This window comes from Ruegeria sp. YTSA075, from assembly GCF_059610245.1.
Genome location: NZ_JBXWNG010000001.1, coordinates 398,796 through 422,328, shown reverse-complemented (window position 1 = coordinate 422,328; position 23,533 = coordinate 398,796). Strand labels below are relative to the sequence as shown.

Annotated in this window: 24 protein-coding genes; 10 read left to right on the top strand and 14 right to left on the bottom strand. The window is 59.5% G+C overall.

What is annotated here, in order from left to right; genetic code table 11:
• Window positions 1–3: 3 nt before the first annotated feature.
• Window positions 4–927: a 3-dehydrocarnitine:acetyl-CoA trimethylamine transferase BcoG gene (bcoG, locus tag AC2FGE_RS02200; protein WP_496817539.1), complete on the bottom strand. Its 924-nt coding sequence runs from the start codon at window positions 925–927 to the stop codon at window positions 4–6.
• 131 nt (window positions 928–1,058) lie between these two features.
• Between bcoG and AC2FGE_RS02195 the strand changes: the two genes are divergently transcribed.
• Window positions 1,059–2,045, top strand: a complete 987-nt coding sequence (locus AC2FGE_RS02195) for a GlxA family transcriptional regulator (protein WP_496817538.1) — start codon at window positions 1,059–1,061, stop codon at window positions 2,043–2,045.
• Between the two features lie 72 nt (window positions 2,046–2,117).
• On the opposite strand, the gene AC2FGE_RS02190 is transcribed toward AC2FGE_RS02195, so the two are convergent.
• From AC2FGE_RS02190 to AC2FGE_RS02180, 3 genes are read right to left on the bottom strand one after another with little or no spacing between them, the layout of a single operon-like run.
• Window positions 2,118–3,164, bottom strand: a complete 1,047-nt coding sequence (locus AC2FGE_RS02190; RefSeq protein ID WP_496817537.1) for an aldo/keto reductase — start codon at window positions 3,162–3,164, stop codon at window positions 2,118–2,120.
• Between the two features lie 34 nt (window positions 3,165–3,198).
• Complete coding sequence (locus AC2FGE_RS02185) at window positions 3,199–3,657, bottom strand: DNA polymerase III subunit chi (RefSeq protein WP_496817536.1); 459 nt, start codon at window positions 3,655–3,657, stop codon at window positions 3,199–3,201.
• Window positions 3,658–3,660: 3 nt separating this feature from the next.
• Window positions 3,661–5,127 (bottom strand): leucyl aminopeptidase, encoded by a 1,467-nt coding sequence (locus AC2FGE_RS02180; RefSeq protein WP_496817535.1) that lies wholly within the window; start codon window positions 5,125–5,127, stop codon window positions 3,661–3,663.
• A gap of 229 nt (window positions 5,128–5,356) precedes the next feature.
• Between AC2FGE_RS02180 and lptG the strand changes: the two genes are divergently transcribed.
• From lptG to rsmA, 5 genes are all read left to right on the top strand, one after another.
• Window positions 5,357–6,457 carry an LPS export ABC transporter permease LptG gene (lptG, locus tag AC2FGE_RS02175; RefSeq protein ID WP_496817732.1) on the top strand — a complete coding sequence of 367 codons (1,101 nt, stop codon included), beginning with the start codon at window positions 5,357–5,359 and terminating at the stop codon, window positions 6,455–6,457.
• Window positions 6,457–8,616, top strand: a complete 2,160-nt coding sequence (locus tag AC2FGE_RS02170; protein WP_496817534.1) for an LPS-assembly protein LptD — start codon at window positions 6,457–6,459, stop codon at window positions 8,614–8,616. The genes lptG and AC2FGE_RS02170 overlap by 1 nt, the downstream gene beginning before the upstream one ends.
• On the top strand, window positions 8,607–9,860 hold the full coding sequence (locus tag AC2FGE_RS02165) for a peptidylprolyl isomerase (RefSeq protein ID WP_496817533.1): 1,254 nt from the start codon (window positions 8,607–8,609) through the stop codon (window positions 9,858–9,860). The genes AC2FGE_RS02170 and AC2FGE_RS02165 overlap by 10 nt, the downstream gene beginning before the upstream one ends.
• Window positions 9,857–10,822, top strand: a complete 966-nt coding sequence (pdxA, locus tag AC2FGE_RS02160) for a 4-hydroxythreonine-4-phosphate dehydrogenase PdxA (protein WP_496817532.1) — start codon at window positions 9,857–9,859, stop codon at window positions 10,820–10,822. Before AC2FGE_RS02165 ends, pdxA begins: the two co-directional genes overlap by 4 nt.
• A gap of 84 nt (window positions 10,823–10,906) precedes the next feature.
• Window positions 10,907–11,749 (top strand): 16S rRNA (adenine(1518)-N(6)/adenine(1519)-N(6))-dimethyltransferase RsmA, encoded by an 843-nt coding sequence (gene rsmA / locus AC2FGE_RS02155; RefSeq protein ID WP_496817531.1) that lies wholly within the window; start codon window positions 10,907–10,909, stop codon window positions 11,747–11,749.
• Between the two features lie 141 nt (window positions 11,750–11,890).
• On the opposite strand, the gene AC2FGE_RS02150 is transcribed toward rsmA, so the two are convergent.
• From AC2FGE_RS02150 to prfA, 4 genes are all read right to left on the bottom strand, one after another.
• The gene (locus tag AC2FGE_RS02150) at window positions 11,891–12,541 is read right to left on the bottom strand and encodes a hypothetical protein (protein WP_496817530.1); all 651 of its coding nucleotides are present in this window, start codon (window positions 12,539–12,541) and stop codon (window positions 11,891–11,893) included.
• 199 nt (window positions 12,542–12,740) lie between these two features.
• The gene (locus AC2FGE_RS02145) at window positions 12,741–13,331 is read right to left on the bottom strand and encodes a DUF4167 domain-containing protein (RefSeq protein WP_496817529.1); all 591 of its coding nucleotides are present in this window, start codon (window positions 13,329–13,331) and stop codon (window positions 12,741–12,743) included.
• A 241-nt stretch (window positions 13,332–13,572) separates the two neighbouring features.
• Window positions 13,573–14,418, bottom strand: coding sequence for a peptide chain release factor N(5)-glutamine methyltransferase (gene prmC, locus AC2FGE_RS02140; protein ID WP_496817528.1), 846 nt, complete (start codon window positions 14,416–14,418; stop codon window positions 13,573–13,575).
• Entirely contained in the window at window positions 14,415–15,470 is a 1,056-nt protein-coding gene (prfA, locus tag AC2FGE_RS02135; protein ID WP_496817731.1) for a peptide chain release factor 1, read from the bottom strand. Before prfA ends, prmC begins: the two co-directional genes overlap by 4 nt.
• Before the next feature lie 63 nt (window positions 15,471–15,533).
• Between prfA and AC2FGE_RS02130 the strand changes: the two genes are divergently transcribed.
• Window positions 15,534–15,836, top strand: coding sequence for a hypothetical protein (locus tag AC2FGE_RS02130; RefSeq protein WP_496817527.1), 303 nt, complete (start codon window positions 15,534–15,536; stop codon window positions 15,834–15,836).
• Here AC2FGE_RS02130 and AC2FGE_RS02125 read toward each other — a convergent pair.
• The 4 genes from AC2FGE_RS02125 to AC2FGE_RS02110 form a co-directional block, all read right to left on the bottom strand.
• Window positions 15,762–16,166 carry a DUF1499 domain-containing protein gene (locus AC2FGE_RS02125; RefSeq protein ID WP_496817526.1) on the bottom strand — a complete coding sequence of 135 codons (405 nt, stop codon included), beginning with the start codon at window positions 16,164–16,166 and terminating at the stop codon, window positions 15,762–15,764. The genes AC2FGE_RS02130 and AC2FGE_RS02125 overlap by 75 nt on opposite strands.
• A gap of 70 nt (window positions 16,167–16,236) precedes the next feature.
• Complete coding sequence (gene speB / locus AC2FGE_RS02120; protein ID WP_496817525.1) at window positions 16,237–17,184, bottom strand: agmatinase; 948 nt, start codon at window positions 17,182–17,184, stop codon at window positions 16,237–16,239.
• Window positions 17,185–17,273: 89 nt separating this feature from the next.
• The gene (gene speB / locus AC2FGE_RS02115; protein ID WP_496817524.1) at window positions 17,274–18,248 is read right to left on the bottom strand and encodes an agmatinase; all 975 of its coding nucleotides are present in this window, start codon (window positions 18,246–18,248) and stop codon (window positions 17,274–17,276) included.
• 37 nt (window positions 18,249–18,285) lie between these two features.
• Window positions 18,286–19,449, bottom strand: a complete 1,164-nt coding sequence (locus tag AC2FGE_RS02110; RefSeq protein ID WP_496817523.1) for a M20 aminoacylase family protein — start codon at window positions 19,447–19,449, stop codon at window positions 18,286–18,288.
• Window positions 19,450–19,515: 66 nt separating this feature from the next.
• Here AC2FGE_RS02110 and mazG point away from each other — a divergent pair, with 66 nt between their 5' ends.
• The 3 genes from mazG to AC2FGE_RS02095 all read left to right on the top strand — a co-directional run bounded on the left by mazG (window position 19,516) and on the right by AC2FGE_RS02095 (window position 21,831).
• Window positions 19,516–20,382: a nucleoside triphosphate pyrophosphohydrolase gene (gene mazG, locus AC2FGE_RS02105; protein ID WP_496817730.1), complete on the top strand. Its 867-nt coding sequence runs from the start codon at window positions 19,516–19,518 to the stop codon at window positions 20,380–20,382.
• 64 nt (window positions 20,383–20,446) lie between these two features.
• Complete coding sequence (locus AC2FGE_RS02100; RefSeq protein ID WP_496817522.1) at window positions 20,447–21,385, top strand: nucleoside hydrolase; 939 nt, start codon at window positions 20,447–20,449, stop codon at window positions 21,383–21,385.
• Window positions 21,382–21,831: a GNAT family N-acetyltransferase gene (locus tag AC2FGE_RS02095; RefSeq protein ID WP_496817521.1), complete on the top strand. Its 450-nt coding sequence runs from the start codon at window positions 21,382–21,384 to the stop codon at window positions 21,829–21,831. The genes AC2FGE_RS02100 and AC2FGE_RS02095 overlap by 4 nt, the downstream gene beginning before the upstream one ends.
• A 12-nt stretch (window positions 21,832–21,843) precedes the next feature.
• On the opposite strand, the gene AC2FGE_RS02090 is transcribed toward AC2FGE_RS02095, so the two are convergent.
• Together AC2FGE_RS02090 and eno are read right to left on the bottom strand one after the other, a co-directional pair.
• Window positions 21,844–22,170, bottom strand: coding sequence for a hypothetical protein (locus AC2FGE_RS02090; RefSeq protein ID WP_496817520.1), 327 nt, complete (start codon window positions 22,168–22,170; stop codon window positions 21,844–21,846).
• Between the two features lie 72 nt (window positions 22,171–22,242).
• Window positions 22,243–23,520, bottom strand: coding sequence for a phosphopyruvate hydratase (gene eno, locus AC2FGE_RS02085; RefSeq protein WP_496817519.1), 1,278 nt, complete (start codon window positions 23,518–23,520; stop codon window positions 22,243–22,245).
• Window positions 23,521–23,533 lie beyond the last annotated feature (13 nt).

Below are 23,533 nucleotides of genomic sequence, written 5' to 3'. Positions count from 1 at the left end.
GCTTCAGCCCGCCGCTCCTGCGGGTGCCCGCTTTACCAGCCCCAGCTTCTCGCGCACCTCTTCGGGCCCGATCACCCGCGCGCCCATGTTTTCGATAATAGTGCCTGCGCGTTCAACCAACTGCCAGTTCTCGGCCAACACACCCTTCTCGAGCCACAGATTGTCCTCCAACCCGACCCGCACATTGCCACCCGCCAGAACCGATGCCGCCACATAGGCCATCTCATTCCGACCCAGGGAAAACGCGCTGAACGTCCAGTCATCAGGAACGTTGTTCACCATCGCCATGAAGGTGTTCAGATCATCCGGCGCGCCCCAAGGCACACCCATGCACAGCTGAACCAGCGCATTCGGCGCTAGAACGCCCTCTTTCACCAACTGCTTGGCAAACCACAAATGGCCGGTGTCAAAGGCTTCGATCTCGGGCTTCACGCCCAAATCCGTCATCATCTGCCCCATCGCCCGCAATGCACCGGGCGTGTTGGTCATGACGTAGTCCGCTTCGGCAAAATTCATCGTGCCACAATCCAAGGTGCAGATCTCGGGCAGACACTCGGCCACATGTGCCACCCGTTCGGTCGCACCCACCAGATCGGTTCCAGCATCGGCCAAGGGCAGCGGGTTTTCGATTCCCCCAAACACCATGTCCCCACCCATCCCCGCGGTCAGGTTCAGCACAGCATCGACCTCGGCATCCCGGATCCGGTCGGTCACCTCGCGATACAGCTCCAAATCGCGCGAGGGCGCTCCAGTCTCAGGATCACGCACATGGCAGTGCACCACTGCGGCCCCTGCCTTGGCCGCCGCAATCGCACTGTCGGCAATCTGCTTGGGCGAGCGCGGTACATGCGGGCTGCGATCCTGCGTTCCGCCCGAGCCGGTCACGGCGCAGGTGATAAAGACGTCGCGGTTCATTTCCAAAGGCATGGCGTTTTCCCCAGATTATACCCAGGTTCCCGTCGGGTTTTCCCCAGACTTCTCCCCGGTTATCGATTTGCGTTGCGCGCAAGTCTGACGCAGCTTTGGAAAAACACTTGCCAGAATGCGAATCGAACTTGATGAAATCCGCAAAAAACATCCTGGAACCAGAACATCGCGCCCTGAAAACGGCCGTGCTGGTGCTGGACGAATGCAACACGCTCAGCTTTGCCTCAGCCGTCGATCCGATGCGCGCGGCCAACCGGCTGGCCGACCGCCCGGCCTTTGACTGGGACTATGTGACCGCAACATCGGACCCTGCAATACTGACCAGCGCCTTGACGGTCCCGGGAATCCCGCTGGCCCGGCTGCAAAGCTGTGACCTGATGATAGTTGTTGCCGGGTTTCAGCTGGCCCGCCACGCCACCCCCAGCCTGCTGGCCGGGCTGCGGCGCATCGCAGGCACCGGCGCGACAATGGCCGGGATTGATGGCGGGCCGTGGCTGCTGGCCGAGGCCGGCCTTCTGAACGGCCACGCCGCCACAACCCATTGGGAGGATCTGGACAATTTTGCCACCCGCTTCCCTGACATCGACGTCCGCCCGGACCGCTTCACCGTGTCCGGCAATCGCCTGACATCCGGCGGCGCCATCCCGGCAGTAGAAATGATGTTGCATATCATCGCCGCCCGCCATGGCGCAGGTTTCGCCGCGCGCGTTTCGGGCCTGTTCCTCTATGACGGCGCACCCGAACCAACCAAACCGCAAAGCCGCACCGGCGCCCCGCACCGCCATACCTCACTGACTTCAAAAGCAAACAACTTGATGCAAGCTTCGCTCGACGATCCGCTACCGCTTGCCTCAATCGCAGATCAGTTGGGCACCAGCCCACGCACATTGCAACAGCAATTCCGCCTGCGTCTGAACACCACGCCACAGGACCACTACCTACAACTCAGACTGGCCGAGGCGCGCCGTCTGGTCATCGACACCGATATGCCGCTGATGGATGTGGCACTGGCTACCGGCTTCGCTTCACAATCCAGCTTTGCTCGCGCCTTCCGCACAGCCCACGGCCTGTCGGCCCGCGACCTCAGGCACGAGCGTGCGCCCCACACCCATCACTGACCGGATCCCCCTTCATCTGGCCAAAAAATATCCCGGGGGAGGCGCGCGAACGCGCGGCGGGGGCAGAGCCCCCTAGAACGGCATGGGATGCGCGCGGTGCGCCTGACCAATAGCGTTCAGAACTTCTGACGACAGCACCAAGTTGTCACCGGCCAAAATATGCTCCAACTGTGCCACCGTCGTCGCACCAAAGATTGACGACATCATAAAAGGCCGGGTCCGGCACCAGGCCAGTGCCATATGGGTCGGGTCCAATCCATAGCCCGACGCTATCTCAAGATAGGCCGCCACAGCGTCATAAACTCGGTCCGAGTCACGCCCGCCCAGTTCGGGCGAGATCGACTTGCGCGATCCTGCGGGTACTGCACCATTCTGATATTTTCCAGTCAACAACCCGGTGGCCAGCGGCGAAAACGCCATCAGGCCCACATCTTCGTGCATGCTGAGCTCAGCCATATCCGTATCGAAGTGGCGGCACAGCAGCGAGTATTCATTCTGCACCGACGCCACACGCGGCGCGCCCATCTGCTCGGACAACCGCAGCCATTGCGCGGTGCCCCAAGCGCTTTCGTTCGACAGACCAAAGGCCCGGATATTGCCCTTCTCGACCTGCTCCTGCAGCGCTTCAAGACAACCCTGCATGTTCTCCAACACCTCTTTGGTGTTATGGCCCGAGGGCGCGTAGTTCCAGTTCTGGCGGAACATATAGCTGCCCCGATTGGGCCAGTGAAACTGGTAGAGGTCGATATATTCGGTCTGCAACCGCCGCAGCGATCCCTCGATCGCTTCTGGAATGGTCTGAGCCGAAATCGGCGCGCCATCGCGGGCATGGGCAAACCCTGCCCCAGAATGTTTGGTGGCCAACACATAGTCACCGCGTCGCGATGCGTTCGCGGCATTCCAGTTTCCCAAAATCTCTTCGGTTCGGCCCACCGTTTCCTTAGAGATCGGGTTGACCGGGTACATCTCGGCCGCATCCACAAAATTGATCCCCGCGCCCAGCGCCAGATCCATCTGTGCATGCGCTTCGGGTTCTGAAGTCTGGGTCCCAAAAGTCATCGTTCCCAGACACAGGTCAGACACCATGATACCAGTTCGGCCCAAAGGCTTCATTTCCATCCGTCACTCTCCTGAGTTCTGCAACAGCCGCGCACTAGGCCTCGGCTTTCTTTTCCCAACGGCCCGACTCCTCGGACCAATATTGCGCTGAACACCCCGCCTGCGTCAGCGTCTTCCACTGATCACGCGCATGTTGCACGGCCTGATCGTCATTGCCGTCAAACAGGATGCAGACCCGCTCCAGTGCAGTGACCTCACCCGGGGCCACCTCGGCACCGTCCACCGACATCACGCAGGTGGCCTCATTGCCCGCCTGCATGTCCGAGGTCAGCAGGATTGGCTGCATCGCATCATGCGGCCCTCCTGCGCGACCATGGGGCAGAAACCCCTCTTCCGGACCCAGCCATAGCTTTTCGTCCAGCCAGTCCAGCCGGGCGGGATCGGTGCCCCGCACGGCAATCCGCCACCCGGCCTGCCGCGCCTTGTCCAGCAACACCGGCAAGGTGTGCTCAAGCGGCCTTTGGGTCAGGTGGTAGAAATAGACGGCGCCCATGGTCTACTCAAAATTATCCTGCACAAAGCGGCTGAGCGCGCGGACACCCCAGCCGGTGGCCCCTTTCGGTGCATAGGATGTCTCGGACGCGACCGAAGCCACCCCGGCGATATCCAGGTGAATCCACGGCGTCTCCTCTTTGACAAATCGCTGCAGGAACTGCGCCGCCGTGATCGAACCCGCAGGCCTCCCGCCCACATTCTTCATGTCCGCAATGCGCGATTTCAGCAGTTTGTCGTAGGCGTCGCCCAACGGCATCCGCCAGGCCCCTTCATCCTCGGCTTTGGCAGATTTCAGGAAGGCGTCACAGAACGTATCGTTGTTCGAAAAGACACCTGCGTTCTCATGCCCCAGCCCGATGATGATCGCGCCGGTTAGTGTGGCCAAATCGATCATGCCAACAGGCGCGAACCGTTCCTGCGCGTACCACATGACATCACACAAGACCAAACGCCCCTCAGCATCGGTATTGATAATCTCGACCGTGTCGCCCTTCATCGATTTGACTACATCCCCCGGCCGCGTGGCATTGCCCGACGGCATGTTCTCGACCAAACCAACAAGCCCCACAACATTGGCCTTGGCCTTGCGTTTGGCCAGCGCCCGCATTGTGCCCGCAACGACGCCCGCGCCGCCCATATCCATGGTCATGTCTTCCATGCCACCCGCCGGCTTAAGCGAGATCCCCCCGGTATCGAACACAACACCCTTTCCGACCAGAGCCAGAGGCGCATCGTCCTTGTCGCCCCCGTTCCACTGCATCACCACCACTTTGGACGGGCTGTCCGAACCCTGCCCCACGCAAAGCAATGTGCGCATGCCCAGCTCCGCCAGCTTGTCTTCGTCCAGCACTTCGACTTCAAGACCCAGCGACTTCATCTCGTCCAGACGGGCGGCGAATTCGCTGGTGGTCAGAACATTCGCAGGCTCATTGGTCAAATCACGGGTCATCCGCACCCCATCTGCAACCGCATACATCGGTGCAAACTGGGCCTCGGCCTCTTCGGGCTTGTTGCAAGAGATCGTGACAGAGCCCGCGGCGTCGCTATCCTTTGTTTTATGCGCATCAAAATCATAGCTGCGCAGGGCGATCCCCATCGCCAGATCCTCGGCCCGTGCCTGATTGCCCGCCATCACCAGCATGTCGCGCCCACCGGCCAGTTTGGCCAATGCGGCACCGGCCTTGCGGGCCTCATCCGCCTCGGGGCGACGGGATAGGACCAGCACGTCGAGCGCCTCAGCCGCCATACCAGCTGGCCAGGCCAGCGAGATGACATCGCCGGTTTTTGCCTTGCCAAATGCATCGCTTTCGACCAACCGGGCAACAGCCCCCTTGGTCAGGCGATTGGCGCGCCTGGCTGCCGGGCTCATCTTGCGATCTGCTGGAACCACAATGGCAACGCGCCCTTCGGCCTGCGCCATGGCTTCCACGTCGAAGGCTTGAAAACGGATTGGGACTAGACTGCTCATTGCGCGCTCCTGAAACTGTGTTCCCCAAGACCTAGCCCGCGCCGCCCGGCTTGACCAGATAGCAGTTTTCCCTGACCACCATTTGCATTATGGTCCTGAAAAAATATCCGGCAGGCTCGGGGGAGACGACAGTGGCACGACACGGCAGGCATACGCCGTCGCGCATGGGACTATGCGAGGGCGATATCGGCCTGAACGCCAACGCTGCAAGCCCAGCGGGGTCATGCTTGTGATTTTGGACCGCTATTTTGCCCGCCGTTTTATGCAAAGCTTCCTGGTTATCGGCGGCATCTTTCTGACCCTGATGATTCTGATCGACCTGATCGAACAAGTACGCCGGTTCAATGAGGTCGATCTGTCCTTTGGCCGCCTGTTGCAGCTGACCTTGCTGAACACACCTGCGGCGATCAGCGAAATGCTGCCCCTGCTGGTGATTCTGGCGACCATCGCCCTGTTTGTCGGGCTGGCACGCACCTCGGAACTGGTGGTTACGCGTGCGATCGGCCGATCCGGCATTCGCGCATTGGTGGCGCCGGTCTTGCTGGCGCTGGTGATCGGGGCTCTGGCTGTCGCGCTTTTGAACCCGATCGCGGCGGCTACATCTGAAGAATACAAGCGCCTGTCAGATTCCTATCGCAATAATGGAAGCTCGGCCCTGTCGATCAGCGGTGAGGGTTTGTGGCTGCGCCAAAGCACCCAGACGGGTCAGGCGGTTATTCATGCACGCGGCACCGCAAACGGCGATGAGTTGAAGCTGCGTGATGTGACCATCGTCTCATTCGACCCCAACGGAAAGCCAACGCAACAGATTGTTGCCGAACAGGCCCGGTTGATCGATGGCAGCTGGGTGCTGAGCGACGCCAAAGTCTGGAACCTTGAAGACGGCCAAAACCCGGAGACACAATCGATTGAGCATACCCAGCTCGATCTTCCCACCACTCTGACCCGCCAGCGTATTCTGGATACGCTGGGACAACAGGATTCTGTGTCGGTCTATGACCTGCCGCAACTGATCACGGATCTGCGCGAGGCGGGCTTTGCAACCAAACAGTATGAAGTCTGGTTACAAGTCCAACTGGCGCGGCCATTCTTTCTGGTTTCCATGGTTCTGATCGGCGCGGCCTTTACCATGCGCCATGTGCGGTTCGGCGGCACCGGCATTGCAGTCCTGACCGCGGTATTGCTGGGCTTTGCCATCTATTTCGTGCGCAATTTTGCGCAAATACTTGGGGAAAACGGACAATTGCCCATCTACGTCGCCGCCTGGGCACCGCCCGTTGCTGCCATCTTCCTATCGCTCGGCCTGTTACTACACGCGGAGGACGGCTGATGCCGCGCATTCTGTCTGCGCTGATGGCAAGCGCTCTGGCTGTCACGGCTCCTGCAGCGCTGCTGGCTCAAACGGCACCAGCACCCGCGACCAATGAGGTCACACAACAGGATGAGCCCGCCCTGCTGGTGGCGGATAAGATATTCATCACGCCCGAACGCGTGCTGGTCGCCGAAGGCAATGTCGAGGCGTTTCAGGGCGATGCCAAGGTCAGCGCGCAGCGTATCACCTTTGACCGCGAAACCGGAAAACTGTCACTTGAGGGCCCCATCCGGATCGATCAGGGCGGGCGGACAACCTTGCTGGCAGACTCAGCCGAGCTGGATGATGGCCTGCAAAACGGGTTGCTGATCGGTGCGCGCATGGTTTTCGATCAGCAGGTTCAGGTCGCCTCGGTTCAGGCGCGGCGCGCCTCTGGCCGCTACACGCAGTTCAGCAAGGTCGCGGCCACCTCCTGCCATGTTTGTGCAAATGGCAAACCTCCGCTTTGGCAAATCAGGGCGCGCAAAGTGACCCATGATCAGCTGGAGCGGCAGCTTTACTTTGAAGGCGCGCAACTGCGCGTGCTGGACTATCCGGTCTTCTACTTTCCCTATCTGCGCCTGCCTGACCCGACGCTCGAACGCGCGACCGGGTTTCTGGCACCGTCCTTCCGCAGAACCTCGCAGCTAGGTCTGGGTCTGCAAGTGCCCTATTTCATCAAGCTGGGCGACCATAAGGACCTGACGCTGACACCCTTTGTCTCGGCCAGCACCCGAACGCTGGGCTATCGCTATCGGCAAGCCTTCGTGAACGGGCGCATCCAGTTCGAAGGTGCCTATACCCGCGATGACGTGCAGCGCGATCAGGATCGTGGCTATCTGTTTGCCAACGGCTTCTTCAATCTGAGGAATGACTTCCGACTGACTTTCGACCTCAAGACCACGTCAGACGATGCCTATCTGGCAGATTACGGCCTGCCCGATTTCGACCGGTTGCGCAGTGAGATCGCCCTGACCCGGATCAAGCGCGATACCGCCTTCAAGACCAGCCTGATCCACTACAAAACACTGCGCGACAGTGAAAATCAGGATGAAATCCCCTCGCGTGTGTTTGACCTGAACTACGAGAAACGGCTCTTCCCAAACGCGGTTGGGGGCGAAATGCGGCTTGGCTTTGTGGCCCATGCCCATGAACGCACCAGTGACGAAGATGTTGTCGGGCGCGATATCGCACGCGCCACGTTTGATGCGGAATGGCTGCGCAGCTGGACCTTTGCGTCGGGGCTGCGCGCGGATGCCCGGATCGGCGCTGCAATTGATACGTTTAACATCCGCAATGACGACGCATTTCCCAGCAATGTCACCCGCACTACACCCCGCGCGGCACTGACGCTGCGCTATCCCATGACACGGCGCGAACAAACCGGTGCGACCCAGTTTCTGGAGCCGATCGTGCAATTCGGCTGGACCGATGTCTCGGACACAGATGTTCCGAACGATGAAAGCACCTTTCAGGAATTCGATCAGGGCAATCTGTTGTCCTTGTCGCGCTTTCCTGCCGAAGATCAGCGCGAAGACGGGGCAACAGCGGTGGTTGGCGTCAACTGGGCGCGCTACAAATCGAACGGCTGGCAAGCCTTGGCCACAATCGGTCAGGTCTTCCGCGCCGATGCCGATCCGAATTTCAACCTGACCTCGGGCCTGCAAGGCACCACATCCGATCTGTTGGTGGCCGGCCAGATCAAAACTGCCAATGGCTGGTCGCTGGCGGGACGCGGCTTGATCGAAAGCGATTTCAGCTTTACCCGCGCCGAGCTTCGCGGCGCCTGGACAGGCGAGAACAGCGCAATCTCCGGCAGCTATGTCTGGCAAGAGCCTGATCCGGCTGAAAATCCGGATGAAGAAGTGTCCGAGATCTGGTTGCGCGGGCGGCACCAAATCGATCAGAACTGGCTGACGCGTGCGTCGGCCCGCTACGATCTTGCCAATTCCGAACCCATCCGCCTGGGGCTGGGTGTGACTTATCAGAACGAATGCGTTCAGTTTAACATGTCCGTAAACAGGCGCTTTACCTCAACAACGACTATTGAGCCTTCGACCGAATTCGGGTTTACCGTTACGCTGACAGGATATGCCGTTGAAGGCGGCGGAAAGACGTACAAGAGAAAATGCAGTTGATTTCAGGTTTCTTCAGGTTTCTCCGGGGCGGATGCGCCCGTTCGATCTCATCGGCGTTGGCTGCCGCTGTTCTGGCGGTCTCGGCCCCGCAGGCCAGTGCGCAAAGCCTGTTTTCCCCCGCAATCCGTGTCAATCAGGATATCATCACCTGGTTCGAGCTTGAACAACGGCTGGAGTTCCTGAACGCTCTTGGCGTGCCGGGTGGAACCGAGGCAGAAGTCCGTCAAGCCCTGATCGATGATCGCCTGCGCCAACAGGCCATGCGCGAGGCCGGGGTAAGGGCCGCGCCCGAAGATGTTCAGGTTGGCATTGATCAACTCGCCGCCCGGGGCCAGTTCAGTACCGAACAGTTCCTGCAACTGCTTGGCGAGGCTGGTATCGAGCCCGAAACCGTTCGGGATTTTGTTGCGGATCAATTGTCGTGGCGCGACTATATCAGTGCCCGTTTCCTGTCGCAGGCCCGCCCCAGCGAGGACGAGATCAACCGGGCGTTGGGTCAATCTGGCGGCGGCGGGCTACAGGTTCTACTGTCCGAGATCATTATTCCGGTGAACCAGCAAACCGTGGCACAGGCGGAACGGCTGGCAGAAGAAATCTCGCGCCTCGAAGGGTATGACGCCTTCTCATCTGCAGCCACGCAATACTCCGCCGCGGCAACCCGCAACGATGGCGGTCGTCTGGAATGGCTGAACATCAGCAACCTACCGCCCGCATTGCAACCCGTCCTTCTGGGTCTCAAAAACGGTGAGATCACAGACCCGCTGACCTTGCCCAACGCCATTGCGCTGTTCCAGATGCGCGGAGTGCGCGAAGTGGCAGCTGGCGCGCCGAGCTATTCCAAGATCGACTATGCAATCTACTATCTGCCCGGCGGCCGCAGCGCAGACACGCTCGCGCGGGCGGCCCGCCTGAGCGAAGAGATTGACACCTGCGATGATCTGTATGGCACCGCCAAGGGGCAACCCGCTGATGTGCTGGAACGAATCGAAGCCGTCCCCTCCGAGATCCCTCGCGATATCGCGGTAGAGCTGGCCAAGCTGGATCGGAACGAAGTGTCAACCACGCTGACCCGCAACAATGGGCAAACACTGGTGTTTCTGATGCTATGCAACCGCACGCGCAATCTCGGCGAAGATACCTCACGCGCCGATGTGGCCAACGCCCTGACACAGCAGCGCCTGCAAGCCTTCTCAGAAAGCCTTCTGGAACAGCTGCGCGCCGAAGCCACCATCGTTGAGCAATGATGGCACCCATCGCGCTCAGCTGCGGCGACCCGTCAGGCATAGGCCCGGAAATCGCCGCCAAAGCCTGGGCAGAGCTACGCGATGATTGCCCGTTCTTCCTGATTGGCGATGCCACCCACCTGCCCAAGGGCACTCCGATCACCCGCATCACTGACCCGACCCAGGCGCAGGCAGCAAGTGCCCAATCCCTGCCCGTTCTCCACCTGGATTTTCCGGCTCCCAACATTCCGGGCCAGCCGGAACCGACCAATGCACCCTCAGTTATCGACGCTATCGAACGCGGTGTCGCGCTGGTTCAGTCTGGCGCAGCCTCGGCGCTTTGCACCGCACCCATTCACAAGAAAGCGCTCATCGACGGGGCGGATTTCGCCTATCCCGGCCATACCGAGTTCCTCGCCGCTCTGGCCGGTCGCCAACATGTGGTGATGATGCTGGCCAGCGCGCAGCTGCGCGTCGTGCCCGCCACGATCCACATCCCACTCTCGCGCGTACCACAGGAACTGACACCAGACCTGCTGACCCAAACCATCGCGCTGACGGCGCAAGGCTTGCAGCAGCAATTCGGTATCGCACATCCCCGGATCGCCGTCGCGGGGCTGAATCCGCATGCGGGTGAAGGCGGCAAAATGGGCACAGAAGAACTGGACTGGATCGCCCCGCTGCTGGACGGATTTGACAGCCCAGACTACACCGTCACCGGCCCGCACCCGGCGGATACGCTGTTCCACGCCGCCGCCCGCGCCCGTTATGACGCCGCCATCGCCATGTATCACGATCAGGCACTGATCCCGATCAAAACGCTGGATTTCGACCGGGGGGTGAATGTCACGCTGGGCTTGCCCTTCATCCGCACTTCACCCGATCACGGCACCGCGCTGGATATCGCCGGGCAAGGCATCGCCAATCCCACCAGCCTGATCGAGGCCCTGAAACTCGCCCAACAGATGGCGCAAACGTCTTGATCCTTCACCTGGCTGAAAATATCCCCGCCGGAGGCAAAAAACCTCTGGTGCTTTCCCATCAATCCGCGCCACGGTAACCGGATCATGAGCGCTATCGACACCCTTCCCCCGTTGCGCGAAGTCATCGCCAGCCATCAGCTTTCAGCCCGAAAATCACTGGGCCAAAACTTCTTGCTCGACCTCAACCTGACCGCCAAGATCGCACGCCAGGCCGGGGATCTGACCCAATGCGATGTGCTGGAAATCGGCCCAGGCCCCGGCGGCCTGACGCGGGGATTGCTCTCCGAGGGGGCGCGCAAGGTGGTCGCGGTGGAAAAAGACACCCGCTGCATTGCCGCCCTGAACGACATCGCCGCCGCCTATCCCGGCCAGCTTGAGGTGATCAACGGCGACGCGCTGGAAATCGACCCGCTCGAACACCTGACGCCACCGATCCGCATCGCCGCCAACCTGCCCTATAACGTCGGTACCGAACTGCTGGTGCGCTGGCTGACCCCGCCTAAATGGCCACCCTTCTGGCAAAGCCTGACCCTGATGTTTCAGCGCGAGGTGGCCGATCGCATCGTCGCCCAACCCGGCAGCAAGGCCTATGGCCGCCTGGCCATCCTGGCCCAATGGCGGGCCGAGGCACGCATCGCCATGTCCTTGCCCCCCGGCGCATTCACGCCCCCACCCAAGGTTTCCAGCGCCGTGGTCCACCTGACCGCTCTGCCTGAACCGCGCTATCCTGCAGATGCAGCAACCCTGTCCCGCGTGGTCGCAGCCGCGTTCAACCAACGCCGCAAAATGCTGCGCGCTTCGCTGAAAGGTGTGGCCCCGGATATCGAAGACCGCCTGATCGCCGCCGGGATCAAACCCACAGAACGCGCAGAGCAGGTACCGTTAGAAGCGTTCTGTGCGCTGGCCAGAGAAATCCGAAAAGGCTGAAAATCCGCGACCTGTTTTGGAATGCCACGTGAGTTTGGAAAACGATATTTCAATCGTGCAGGGTTCAGCCTTGCCGGAAGAAAGTGCAGATTCCTGCCATGCGGACTTTGCTGCCGTTCCCGTCAGTAGCGTAGATACAATTTAACCGTTTAAGTCAATGTCGCAGGTTTGCGATAGCCGTTCGATTAACGTCGCAAACTCGTCCATTTCAGAAGGCGCTAAGTAGAAGGTGTAAAAGTCGCTTCTCAAAGGTTGTTTGATTTCGACGCCGGAACAAAACAGTATGGTCTCAAATGACCTTGAGTAAAATTGAGGGTCTATCTCATCGCGGTAACGTTCGCTCAGAATTAGATCAGCTTCAGCACGTGTTGCCAGATCATCGTCTTGGTCATGGAATATTTGCGATTTTTGCTTGTTGGCCAACCGTAAGAACCGATTATAGAGTGACCGATACTGGTACTTCGCAGAACCTTTCATTGCTTCAAGTCGCGTACCGAAAAAATCCTTAAACTCGACTGTGTCTTTGTTTGTTATGAGAGCCCGAAGGTCGATGTAATCGGTTTGGGAAGTGAAGCCTTCATCTCCGATGCAAGCCTTCGATTTTTTTAGGTGCAATCGAATGGTGCAGCCTAGGATACTTGCGTGAACCTCTGACAGCAGGACTTGACTGTTCGGGATAAACGACTTCCGGTGCAAGATTTCCTCGACGCGGCTTGTCTCGCCTGCGTAGCCGACAAGCGGGGTGTAGAACGCACAAAACACAATTATGAATTTCGATATAGCCGTTCTCATGTCGCAAACCAATTTCGCCAATTGACTAGTTTGACTTCGAATAGATCAACTTTTGGATCACGGCAATCAAGTCTGGTTTGGGCTCGGAGCTGACATTTCGCCGCGACATCAGCAAGCGTAGCCAACAGTTGGCCCACGCGAGCTAGTATAAAAAAGCCCTGCGTTTAGCGGCAGGGCTTTTTCGGATTTTGTCGCTCTCTCACTCCGCCGCTTCGGGCGTGTCGCCGCCATTTGCGGCGGGCTCATCATTGGTTTCAGCGGCGGGCTTTGGCTTGCGTTGGCGCGGGCGACGCGGGGCTTTTTCCTTGCGCTCTTTCGGCTCAGGGGCTTCGGCCTCGCTGCCTTGATTCTCGGGCGTTTCTACCAGACCCGATTCTGGGGTCGCCGCGGGGGCGTCAAACCCCATGACATCGGGCTGAGGGGTCTCTGCCGGGTCAGCCTGACGGGCGGCTTCGCGTTCCTGACGTTCGGCGCGTTCACGATCACGCTCGGCCTGACGTTCGCGGTTTTGGCGGTCCTGCTCTTCGCGGCGGGCCTCAATTTCGCGCTGCGCCTCGCTCAACATGCGCAGATAGTGCTCTGCGTGCTGCTGAAAGTTCTCGGCGGCAACCCGGTCGTTGGACAGCTGCGCATCGCGCGCCAACTGGTTGTATTTGTCAATGATCTGCTGCGGGGTGCCGCGCACTTTGCCTTCGGGGCCCGAGCTGTCAAAAACACGGTTAACGACGTTACCGCCGGAAGGACGATTTCGGTTATTCTTGGCCCGCGAACGGGATTTGGAAGATCTCATCTTACTTTTCGTCAGCCTTATAAATACGCTGTCGATCAACCCCGTTTTTGCACTGCTCTTAGGCGTTTGCCGCGACGGGATCTCGACTTTTTGGGCTTGGCGTCAGGGGTGCGCTGCAACAGCGTCAACCTCGCCGACTAATCCTGAGTAAGCATGTCCAGCACCGGCAGACAAGAGGATTCTCAGAAATTTCGCAGGTTTTTTACATAAACCGGCGTTTTTTGGCCTCAGTTTCTGATTCTCACCCAGGCAAACGGGCCCCAACCACGCGGTCGCGACCGTCCAGATCGGGGATAATGCGGATGTCAGACAGGCCAGACGCATCAAACAACGCTGAAACCTGTTGGGCCTGTGTCGGACCAATCTCAACCAGAATGCGCCCGCCGGGCAGCAGAAAGTCGGGCGCATCCGCTGCGATATGGCGATAGGCGTTCAGCCCGTCACCTTCATCGGTCAGCGCCATCCGGGGTTCATGTTCGCGCACTTCGGGCGAAAGCCAGGTCATTTCGGAGAGCGAGATATAGGGGGGGTTGGACACGATCAGATCAAACTTACCCTCAATGGCTGAAAACCAGTTGGACCGGAGCACGTCCACCCGATCCTGCACCTTGTGCTGTACGGCGTTGGCGCTGGTTTGCAGGCAGGCGGACTCACTTAGATCGACCCCAACGCCCGAGGCGCTGGCGCGTTCGGCCAATAGCGTGATCAGAATGCAACCAGAACCAACTCCAAGATCCAGAACATGATCAAAAGGCTCGCTCAGCGCGGCTTCGATCAGCGCTTCGGTCTCAGGGCGCGGGTCCAGCACATCGCGGCTGACACGGAACCGACGACCATAGAATTCACGTTCGCCCAGCAGATGGGAAACCGGCACACGGATCGCGCGGAGTGAGATCAACTGATCATAGCGCTCGGCGATATCGGGCGCTAACTCTTCGGGCGCAATCAGCGTCACGCGGCTGGCTTCGATTCGGGCGGCGTGCGCCAGCAAAACACGGGCATCGCGGGCCGGATCGTCCACACCCGCCGCGCGCAGACGCGCCGTTGCGGCCACCATGGCCTGCGCTGCCGTTTGCGCGCCGGTCATTGCGCCATCTCGGCCAGCAGCCGGGCCTGGTCATCAGCGGTCAGCGCGTCGATCACTTCATCCAGATCACCCTGCATCACCTGATCCAGCTTATAAAGCGTCAGATTGATGCGGTGGTCGGTCATGCGCCCCTGTGGGAAGTTATAGGTTCTGATACGCTCAGACCTGTCCCCCGACCCCACCTGACTGGCCCGATCAGCCGAGCGTTCGCTGTCGATGCGCTGGCGTTCCAGATCGTACAGGCGTGTCTTCAGCACCTGCATCGCGATTTCTCGGTTACGGTGCTGGGATTTCTCTGAGCTGGTCACAACCAAACCTGTCGGCAAGTGGGTGATCCGCACCGCCGAGTCGGTCGTGTTGACGTGCTGCCCGCCTGCGCCCGAAGATCGCATCGTGTCGATGCGGATATCATTGGCGTCGATCTGGATGTCCACATCCTCAGCCTCGGGCAAAACAGCAACCGTGGCGGCCGAGGTATGGATACGCCCGCCACTTTCGGTTTCGGGCACGCGCTGAACGCGGTGCACGCCGGATTCGTATTTCATCCGCGCAAAGACGTTGTCGCCCTTGATATGGGCCACCACCTCTTTGATCCCGCCAAGGTCCGAGGCCTGTTCCTCGATGATCTCAAACCGCCACCCCCGTGCCTCGGCATAGCGTTGGTACATCCGCAGAAGGTCTCCGGCGAACAGCGCGGCCTCATCCCCGCCCGTACCCGGGCGGATTTCCAGCATCGCAGGGCGCGCATCTGCCGCGTCCTTGGGCAACAAGGCCAGTTGCAGCGCATGTTCAGCCTCGGGGATGCGTGCCTTCAGCTCGGGAATTTCTTCTTCGGCCAGCTCTTTCATATCCGGGTCGGCCAGCATCACCTCGGCCTCGGCCAAATCCGCCACCAGCTGTCGCCATCCCATGATCTGATCGACCACCGGCTTGAGGTCAGAATACTCCTTCGCCAAGGCTGCAATATCCCCGCCCGAGGCACCATCGGCCATGGCCGCTTCGAGGTATTGGAATCGCTGGGTTATCTGCTCAAGGCGTTCTTCGGGGATCATCCGGGCGGTGTCTATCATCCGGGGGCTTTGGTCAAGGGCCTGCCGTGTGCTAAGCTACCCTGCATGAAGGGGTTGGTTTTCGTTTTAGCGCTGCTCGCTGCGCCCGCAATGGCCGATTATGTCGGACCTGATGGCAAGGTGAGGGATTGCTACTGCACCGACAAAGCGGGTTCACGCGTGGAACTGGGCGAAATGATTTGCCTACAGGTCGATGGCCGCATGTTCATGGCCCAATGCCAGATGTCGCTAAACGTCCCCATGTGGCGCGAAGTCCAGGAAGGGTGTTTGTCGTCAGGACTGCAGCAAAGCCAGCCACCCCTCGACCCGGTCACGATTGACGCCGAAATCCCTCCGGCCAAATCTTAACCGCGCATAGATACACAGCGTATCCCCGTCCTGCTGCACCGTCGTGTAGTCAGGAAAGCCGAACACTTTGGTGCGTGTAACATAGGTGATCATCCCCTCATCAACCGATCCGGCCAGAACCCGGGTGCGTGGCGTAGTGCGAATGATCGTGTCCAGACGTGCCAAGCCGTCCGGGCCGGTGTCGACGACACGTAGAACGCCTCCTTTGAGGTCCCGATCCACATCGGCGCGCGGCGGCACATGCCAGCGCGCCGGGTCTGACGGGGCCAGTCGGATATAGACGGCCAAAGCTACGATCAGAACTAGGATTAGACCCAAGGCAATTTTCATGATGTTTCCTGAAACGTCTTTACTTCAGCCTAGCTTGATCACGCTGCGGAACAAGGCGTTCCGGGCCGCTCTACCGTGACGTCACGCCCGGCAGAATGCAGAGTAACTCAAACAACAGATTTGCCGCTGTCAGCGCCGTATTGCCCGATGGATCATAGGGGGGCGAAACCTCGACCAGATCACATCCCACCACATTAATGCCCTGCAACGCATGAATCAGCTGTAGCGCCTGTGGTGTGGTCAGCCCCCCGATCTCGGGCGTGCCTGTTCCAGGCGCATAGGCCGGGTCCAGGCTGTCGATATCATAGGTGATATAGACCGGATGATCCTCGACCGTTTTGCGGATTTGCGATCCGATCTGGGTCAGGTTCTGTTGCCACAGCTCCCATGCCGGGAACTGCCGGAACCCCCAGCCCTTGGCTTCGGTGAAATCGGTGGCCGCGTAGCCTGATCCGCGAATTCCGATCTGAAAGGTCTTGTCGGCGACGATCAGCCCCTCTTCGTAGGCGCGGCGGAAGACGGTGCCGTGGGTCTCGCGCTCGCCAAACATCTCATCATTTACATCCGCATGGGCGTCCACGTGGACCAGCGCCACCGGCCCGTGTTTGGCTGCAATCGCGCGCAGGATCGGCAGGGTGATTGAATGATCGCCGCCCATGGCCACAGGGATCACGCCTTGTGAGAGTATGCCGTCATAGCTGTCCTTGATGATCTTCAGGCTTTCAGACAGCGAAAAGGTGTTGATCGCCAGATCCCCGATATCCGCTATCTGCAACGCATCAAACGGGGCTGCCGATGTGGCCATGTTATAGGGCCGGATCATTGCGCTTTCGCTGCGGATTTGCTTGGGCCCGAACCGCGTGCCCGACCGCCACGAGGTTCCAATATCCATCGGAATGCCAAGCAGCGCCACATCCAGCCCCGCCAGCGTGGATGCCTGAGGCAGCCGCATGAACGTGTTCGGCCCCGAGAACCGCGCCAGATCGTTGCCGCTAATGGGTTGATTGAATTCCGTCATGCGTTTTTGGTTCCCATCCCAATTTTGTACTTGATTCAGCACATACAGGAAGCATGGCTAATCATCAGTTAACGCGCGCCGATGCCCGTTTACTTTTTCTCAGCCATCAACCTGTTCCAGCCCAGCAGACAAATGATCTGCGTCGCTACATGGGCCCCAGCGATCGCTGTGGCGCCGGATGTGTCATAGGGTGGAGAGACCTCGACCACATCCCCGCCCTTGATGTTGATCCCCGCGATATCACGCAGGATAATCTGCGCCTGGATCGAGCTCAGCCCGCCCCAGACCGGTGTCCCGGTGCCGGGGGCAAAAGCCGGGTCCAGACCATCGATATCAAAGCTCAGATACACCGGGCTGTTGCCAAGGATACCCTTGATTTTTTGTGCCACGGCGGCAGGACCGGATTCATAGACCTCGCGCGCGTCGATGATGTTAACGCCCAGCGTATCTTCATTCGTGGTGCGAATTCCCACCTGGACCGAGCGCTTAGGGTCTACAATCCCGGATTTCACCGCCTTGTAGAACATCGTGCCATGATCCACGCGATCCATGTTGTCATCGGGCCAGGTATCCGTATGCGCATCGAATTGAAGCAGCGACATCGGCCCATACTTCTCGGCATAGGCTTTCAGGATCGGAAAGCTGATATAGTGGTCCCCGCCTAGCGCGACCGAAGCCACATCAGCCACAAGAATGGTGCGGATATGATCCGTCAGAGTATCGGGAAAGGCCGGGATATTGGCATAATCAAATGCCATGTCGCCATAGTCGACAATCGCAAGCTCGCTAAGCGGGCTAAAGGGCCACCCATATGGCTCATCCGGCGATTGCAGCGTGCTGGCCTCGCGGATCGCGCGCGGGCCCAGACGGGTTCCCGGACGGTTCGTCACCGCCTGATCAAACGGCACACCGGTCACGGCAATGTCCACACCGCTCAGGTCCTTGCTGTAGAGACGGCGCAGAAATGAGGTTGCACCCCCGAACGTATTCTCGTGCGAAACCCCTTTCAGCTCAGGGTTCGTAAACGCCTCATCCACATAGTTTTTTGAATCTTCCAGTGCCATTTCAGTACCCACCTACCATTTCCCTAACCCAGCCTGTTCAACTGAGCGGCTGCGCCCTTTCCACGATCCGAGCAAAGAACGAGGCCCCAACCGGCGCGATATCGTCGTTGAAGTTGTATTTCGGATGATGCAGCCCGGCACCCTCACCCTGCCCTAAAAACAGATAGGCCCCGGGACGGGCCTGTAACATGTACGAGAAATCCTCGGCCCCCATGTCGCGGCCCATCGTGTCCACAACCCGGTCATCACCCGACACTTCGCGCGCGACATCCGCAGCGAAAGCGACCTTTTTGGCGTCGTTGATCGTTGCCGGATAGCCAATCTGATAGTCGAGCGTCGCCTCAACCCCGTAAGAGGCCGCCTGCCCCGCCACGATCTGCTCCATTCGCTCCATCACCATCTTCTGCACCGACGCGTCAAAGGTGCGGACCGTGCCATTCAGATAGGCGGTATCCGGGATTACGTTGTTTACGGTTCCGGCATGGATCTGTGTGACCGAGACCACCAGATCCTCGACCGCGTAGTGGTTTCGGCTGACGATGGTCTGGATCGCCTGTGCGATCCCACAGGCCGCCATCACCGGGTCCTTGGTCTGATGCGGCAAGGCCCCGTGGCCACCAACGCCCTGTACATGAATCTCAAACGTATCGACCGCGGCCATGATTGGCCCGGCCGTGGTGTAAAATGCGCCTTCTGGGTTTCCCGGATCGTTGTGGATGCCGTAGACCTGAGAAATATCGAACCGATCCATGATGCCCTCCTGCACCATCACATCGGCGCCGCCGCCCTCTTCCTCGGCCGGTTGAAAGATCAGCGCTACACGGCCTGCGAAATTCCGTGTTTCGGCCAGATAGCGCGCGGCCCCCAGTAGCATTGTCGTGTGCCCGTCATGGCCGCAGGCATGCATCTTTCCGGGGTTTTTCGAGGCGTATTCAACCCCCGTTTCCTCGGGGATTGGCAGAGCGTCCATATCCGCGCGCAAGCCGATGGTTGGCCCGTCCCCCTGCCCGTTGATGATCGCCACCATGCCGGTCTTGGCGATCCCTTCATGCAACTCATCGACGCCGAACTCGCGCAGACGCTCGGCCACAAAAGCGGCTGTCTCATAGCATTCAAACTCCAGTTCAGGGATCGTGTGCAAATGCTGGCGCCACGTGGCCATATCGGCGGCGAAATCGGCAATGCGGTTGACGACGGGCATCTGGGGTGGACTCCTGATCGGGACTGCGGGATGGATGCATCTGACACCGGAACGAAAGGGTTCGCAATGGCTGAAAATCCTCTGATCCATAACAGCGATGCGGGGATCGAGCGTCTGCTGGAAATCATGCGCCGCCTGCGCGATCCGCAAACCGGCTGCCCCTGGGACATCGAACAGGATTTTTCGACCATCGCCCCCTACACGATCGAAGAGGCATATGAGGTCGCCGACGCCATCGAACGCAAAGCCTATGATGAGCTGAAGGGTGAGCTGGGCGACCTGCTGTTCCAATCTGTCTTTCACGCGCAAATGGCTGAAGAGGCTGGGCATTTTAGCTTTCAGGACGTGGTTCGCACCATGTCCGACAAGATGGTCGCCCGTCATCCGCATGTGTTTGGCGACGAATCGCGCGACAAGTCCGCAGACCAGCAGACCAGGGATTGGGAGACGATCAAAGCCGCAGAGCGCGCAGGCAAGGAACAGAAAGGCGCGCTGGACGGTGTCGCCGCCAACCTGCCCGCCCTTCTGCGTGCCCAGAAACTGCAAAAGCGCGCCGCCCGCGTGGGTTTCGACTGGCCCGATGCCAGCCATGTGCTGGCCAAGATCACCGAAGAGGCCGCCGAACTGGAAGAGGCGCGCGACAGCATGGATGCGGACGCGCTTGAGGATGAGTTTGGCGATTTGCTGTTCGTCATGGTGAATCTGGGCCGCCATCTGGGCATTGAGGCTGAAACTGCCCTGCGTCGCACCAATGCCAAATTCACCCGACGTTTCGGTCAGGTCGAAGAACGGTTGGCGACCCGTGGCAAAACCCCCGCGCAAAGCGATCTGGCCGAGATGGACGCCCTTTGGGATGAGGTGAAAACCGAAGAGCATCGCGCCAACGGCAAAGTTCTGCCAGAGGTCCCCAGCACCGCCCGTGGCAGAACCTAATTCATCTGGACAAGCGCCCCGACACTTGACACTGTCCAACCTTTCACGGCCCCCGGAGACACCTATGCCCCGCAAGATCATCATCGACACGGACCCCGGACAGGACGACGCCGTCGCCATCCTGCTGGCACTGGCCAGCCCGGAGGAGATCGAGGTTCTGGGCATCACCGCCGTTGCCGGAAACGTCCCGCTAGAACTGACCGCCAAGAACGCCCGCATCGTGTGTGAGCTGGTGGGGCGCACGGATATTCCGGTTTATGCCGGGTGTGAGCGCCCACTGAAACGCCCGCTGGTCACAGCAGAACATGTCCACGGCAAAACCGGGCTGGACGGCCCTGTTTTACCTGACCCGCAGATGCCTCTGACCCAGGGCCACGGGGTGGATTTCATCATCGACACTCTACGCACGCAAGAACCGGGCACGGTAACGCTCTGCCCGTTGGGGCCACTGACCAATATCGCCACAGCGTTCCAGAAAGCACCCGATATCACTGACCGGGTGCAAGAGATCGTCCTGATGGGCGGCGCGTATTTTGAAGTTGGGAACATAACACCAGCTGCCGAATTTAACATTTATGTCGATCCAGAAGCCGCTGATATCGTGTTTAAATCTGGCGTTCATATTGTTGTGATGCCGCTGGATGTCACCCATGATGCACTGGTCACACCCCATCGCAACGATGCGTTCCGCGCGCTCGGCAGCCAGGTTGGCCATGCGGTTGCCGAAATGACCGATTTCTTCGAACGGTTCGACAAGGAAAAATACGGGTCAGAAGGTGCGCCGCTGCACGACCCCTGCGTGACTGCCTACCTTATCCGCCCCGAACTGTTCTCGGGCCGTCACATCAATGTTGAGATCGAAACCCAATCAGAACTGACTTTGGGCATGACTGTTGCGGACTGGTGGGGCGTAACCGACCGCGCACCAAACGCCATGTTCATGGGCGACGTGGATGCGCATGGCTTTTTCACCCTTCTGACCGAAAGGCTGGCCCGCTTATGACCGCCGCTCTCCGCCTGGCCCGCCCCGAGGATCTGGATCGCCTGATGTCTCTGGTTTCGGCCTTCCATAGCGAAGAGGGTATTGAACAGGACGACCAAAAACGTCGCACTGCGCTAACCCCGTTGCTTGAGGGCATTCCACATGGATGCGTGTATCTGATCGGCCCGGGCCGCGCGCCATTGGGCTATGTCATCCTCACCTTCGGTTGGTCGGTCGAATTTGGCGGCATGGATGCGTTTGTCGATGAGATCTATATCCGCCCTGCCGTTCGTGGCCGGGGCATCGCAACCGAAGTTCTGCTGGAACTGCCCAAAGCCCTGGCCGAGGCCGGCCTGACCGCGCTGCATCTTGAAGTCGACCGCACGAATGAGGCTGCGCAAAAACTGTATCTGCGCACCGGTTTCAAAGCGCGAGAACGCTACATGCTGATGAGCAAGGTGATGTAACGGGCAAAACCCCTATCGCAACAAGCCGCAGGTCTTTTTCATCGACCGCTCCATCTTGAGCAATTGCCGTTCGACCCGCCGCGGGTTCGGCAATTGTTCAATCCTGTCCCAGGTGCCGTTTCCGGTATCCCAGGCTTCGATCACCAGCGCCTTGATGTCATCATCCAGAACTGTATCGGCCACGTGATAGGTGCATTTGCAATCCTCCAGCGAAAATGGCCCATTTCGCCCTTCGTCTTGCATCTTTTGGCAGACGGACTGAGCCGTCGGTTGCGCGGCCAAAGTCAGGGGCGACCAAATAAGTGCGCAAGCGCATGCGGTCCGGATAAGAATGCTCATTTAAACCTCTGAAAAAGAAAAGCCCGGTCATCATAAGACAACCGGGCCTAACTGTTTGCAACTCGAATTCGGTTACCGTTTCATGATCGATGCACCCGCGTATTCCGCGACCTCGCCCAGCGATTCCTCGATGCGGATTAGTTGGTTATACTTCGCCAACCGGTCAGACCGCGCCAACGAGCCGGTTTTGATCTGACCGCAATTCGTTGCAACTGCCAGATCGGCAATCGTGGCGTCCTCGGTTTCGCCCGAGCGGTGCGACATCACGTTGGTGAACCGCGCGCGGTGGGCCATATCGACGGCGCGCAGCGTTTCGGTCAGCGACCCGATCTGGTTCACCTTGACCAGCATCGAGTTCGCACAGCCGCGCTCGATCCCTTCGGCCAGACGAGCCGGGTTGGTCACGAACAGGTCGTCACCCACCAATTGCACCTTGTCACCGATGGCATCGGTCAGCGCCTTCCAGCCGTCCCAGTCATCCTCGGACATGCCGTCTTCGATTGAAATGATCGGATAGTCATCGACCAGCGCCGCCAGATAGGCCGCGTTTTCCTCGGATGTCAGGGTCGTGCCCTCGCCCGCCAGAACATATTTGCCGTCTTTGAAGTATTCAGTTGCCGCGCAATCCAGTGCCAGATGGATTTCCTCACCCGGCTTATACCCCGCCTTTTCAATGGATTTCAGGATGAAATCCAAGGCTTCGCGGGTGGATGCGATGTTTGGGGCAAAACCGCCCTCATCACCCACACCCGTGGCCAGACCCGCCGACGACAGCTCTTTCTTCAGTGTGTGGAACACCTCGGAGCCCATGCGCACCGCCTCGCGGATATTCGTGGCCGAGGTCGGCATGATCATGAATTCCTGAATATCGATTGGGTTATCGGCATGTTCGCCGCCATTGATGATGTTCATCATCGGCACCGGCAGCACGCGCGCCGAGGTGCCGCCGACATAGCGGTACAGGGGCTGTGTGGTGAAATCCGCTGCGGCCTTCGCGGTCGCCAGCGAGACACCCAGTATCGCGTTTGCGCCCAGACGGCCTTTGTTTTCCGTCCCGTCCAACTCGATCATCGCCTGGTCGATGGCCACCTGTTCGGTCGCGTCAAACCCAACCAGTTCTTCTGCGATTTCACCGTTCACCGCAGCGACGGCTTCCAGCACACCCTTGCCCATGTAGCGCGCCTTGTCGCCGTCACGCTTTTCGACCGCCTCATAAGCTCCAGTCGATGCGCCCGAAGGGACTGCCGCACGGCCCATGGTGCCGTCTTCCAGAATCACGTCCACTTCGACCGTCGGGTTACCCCGGCTGTCCAGAATTTCACGTGCATGGATGTCGATGATGGTGCTCATGAGGCCCGTCCCT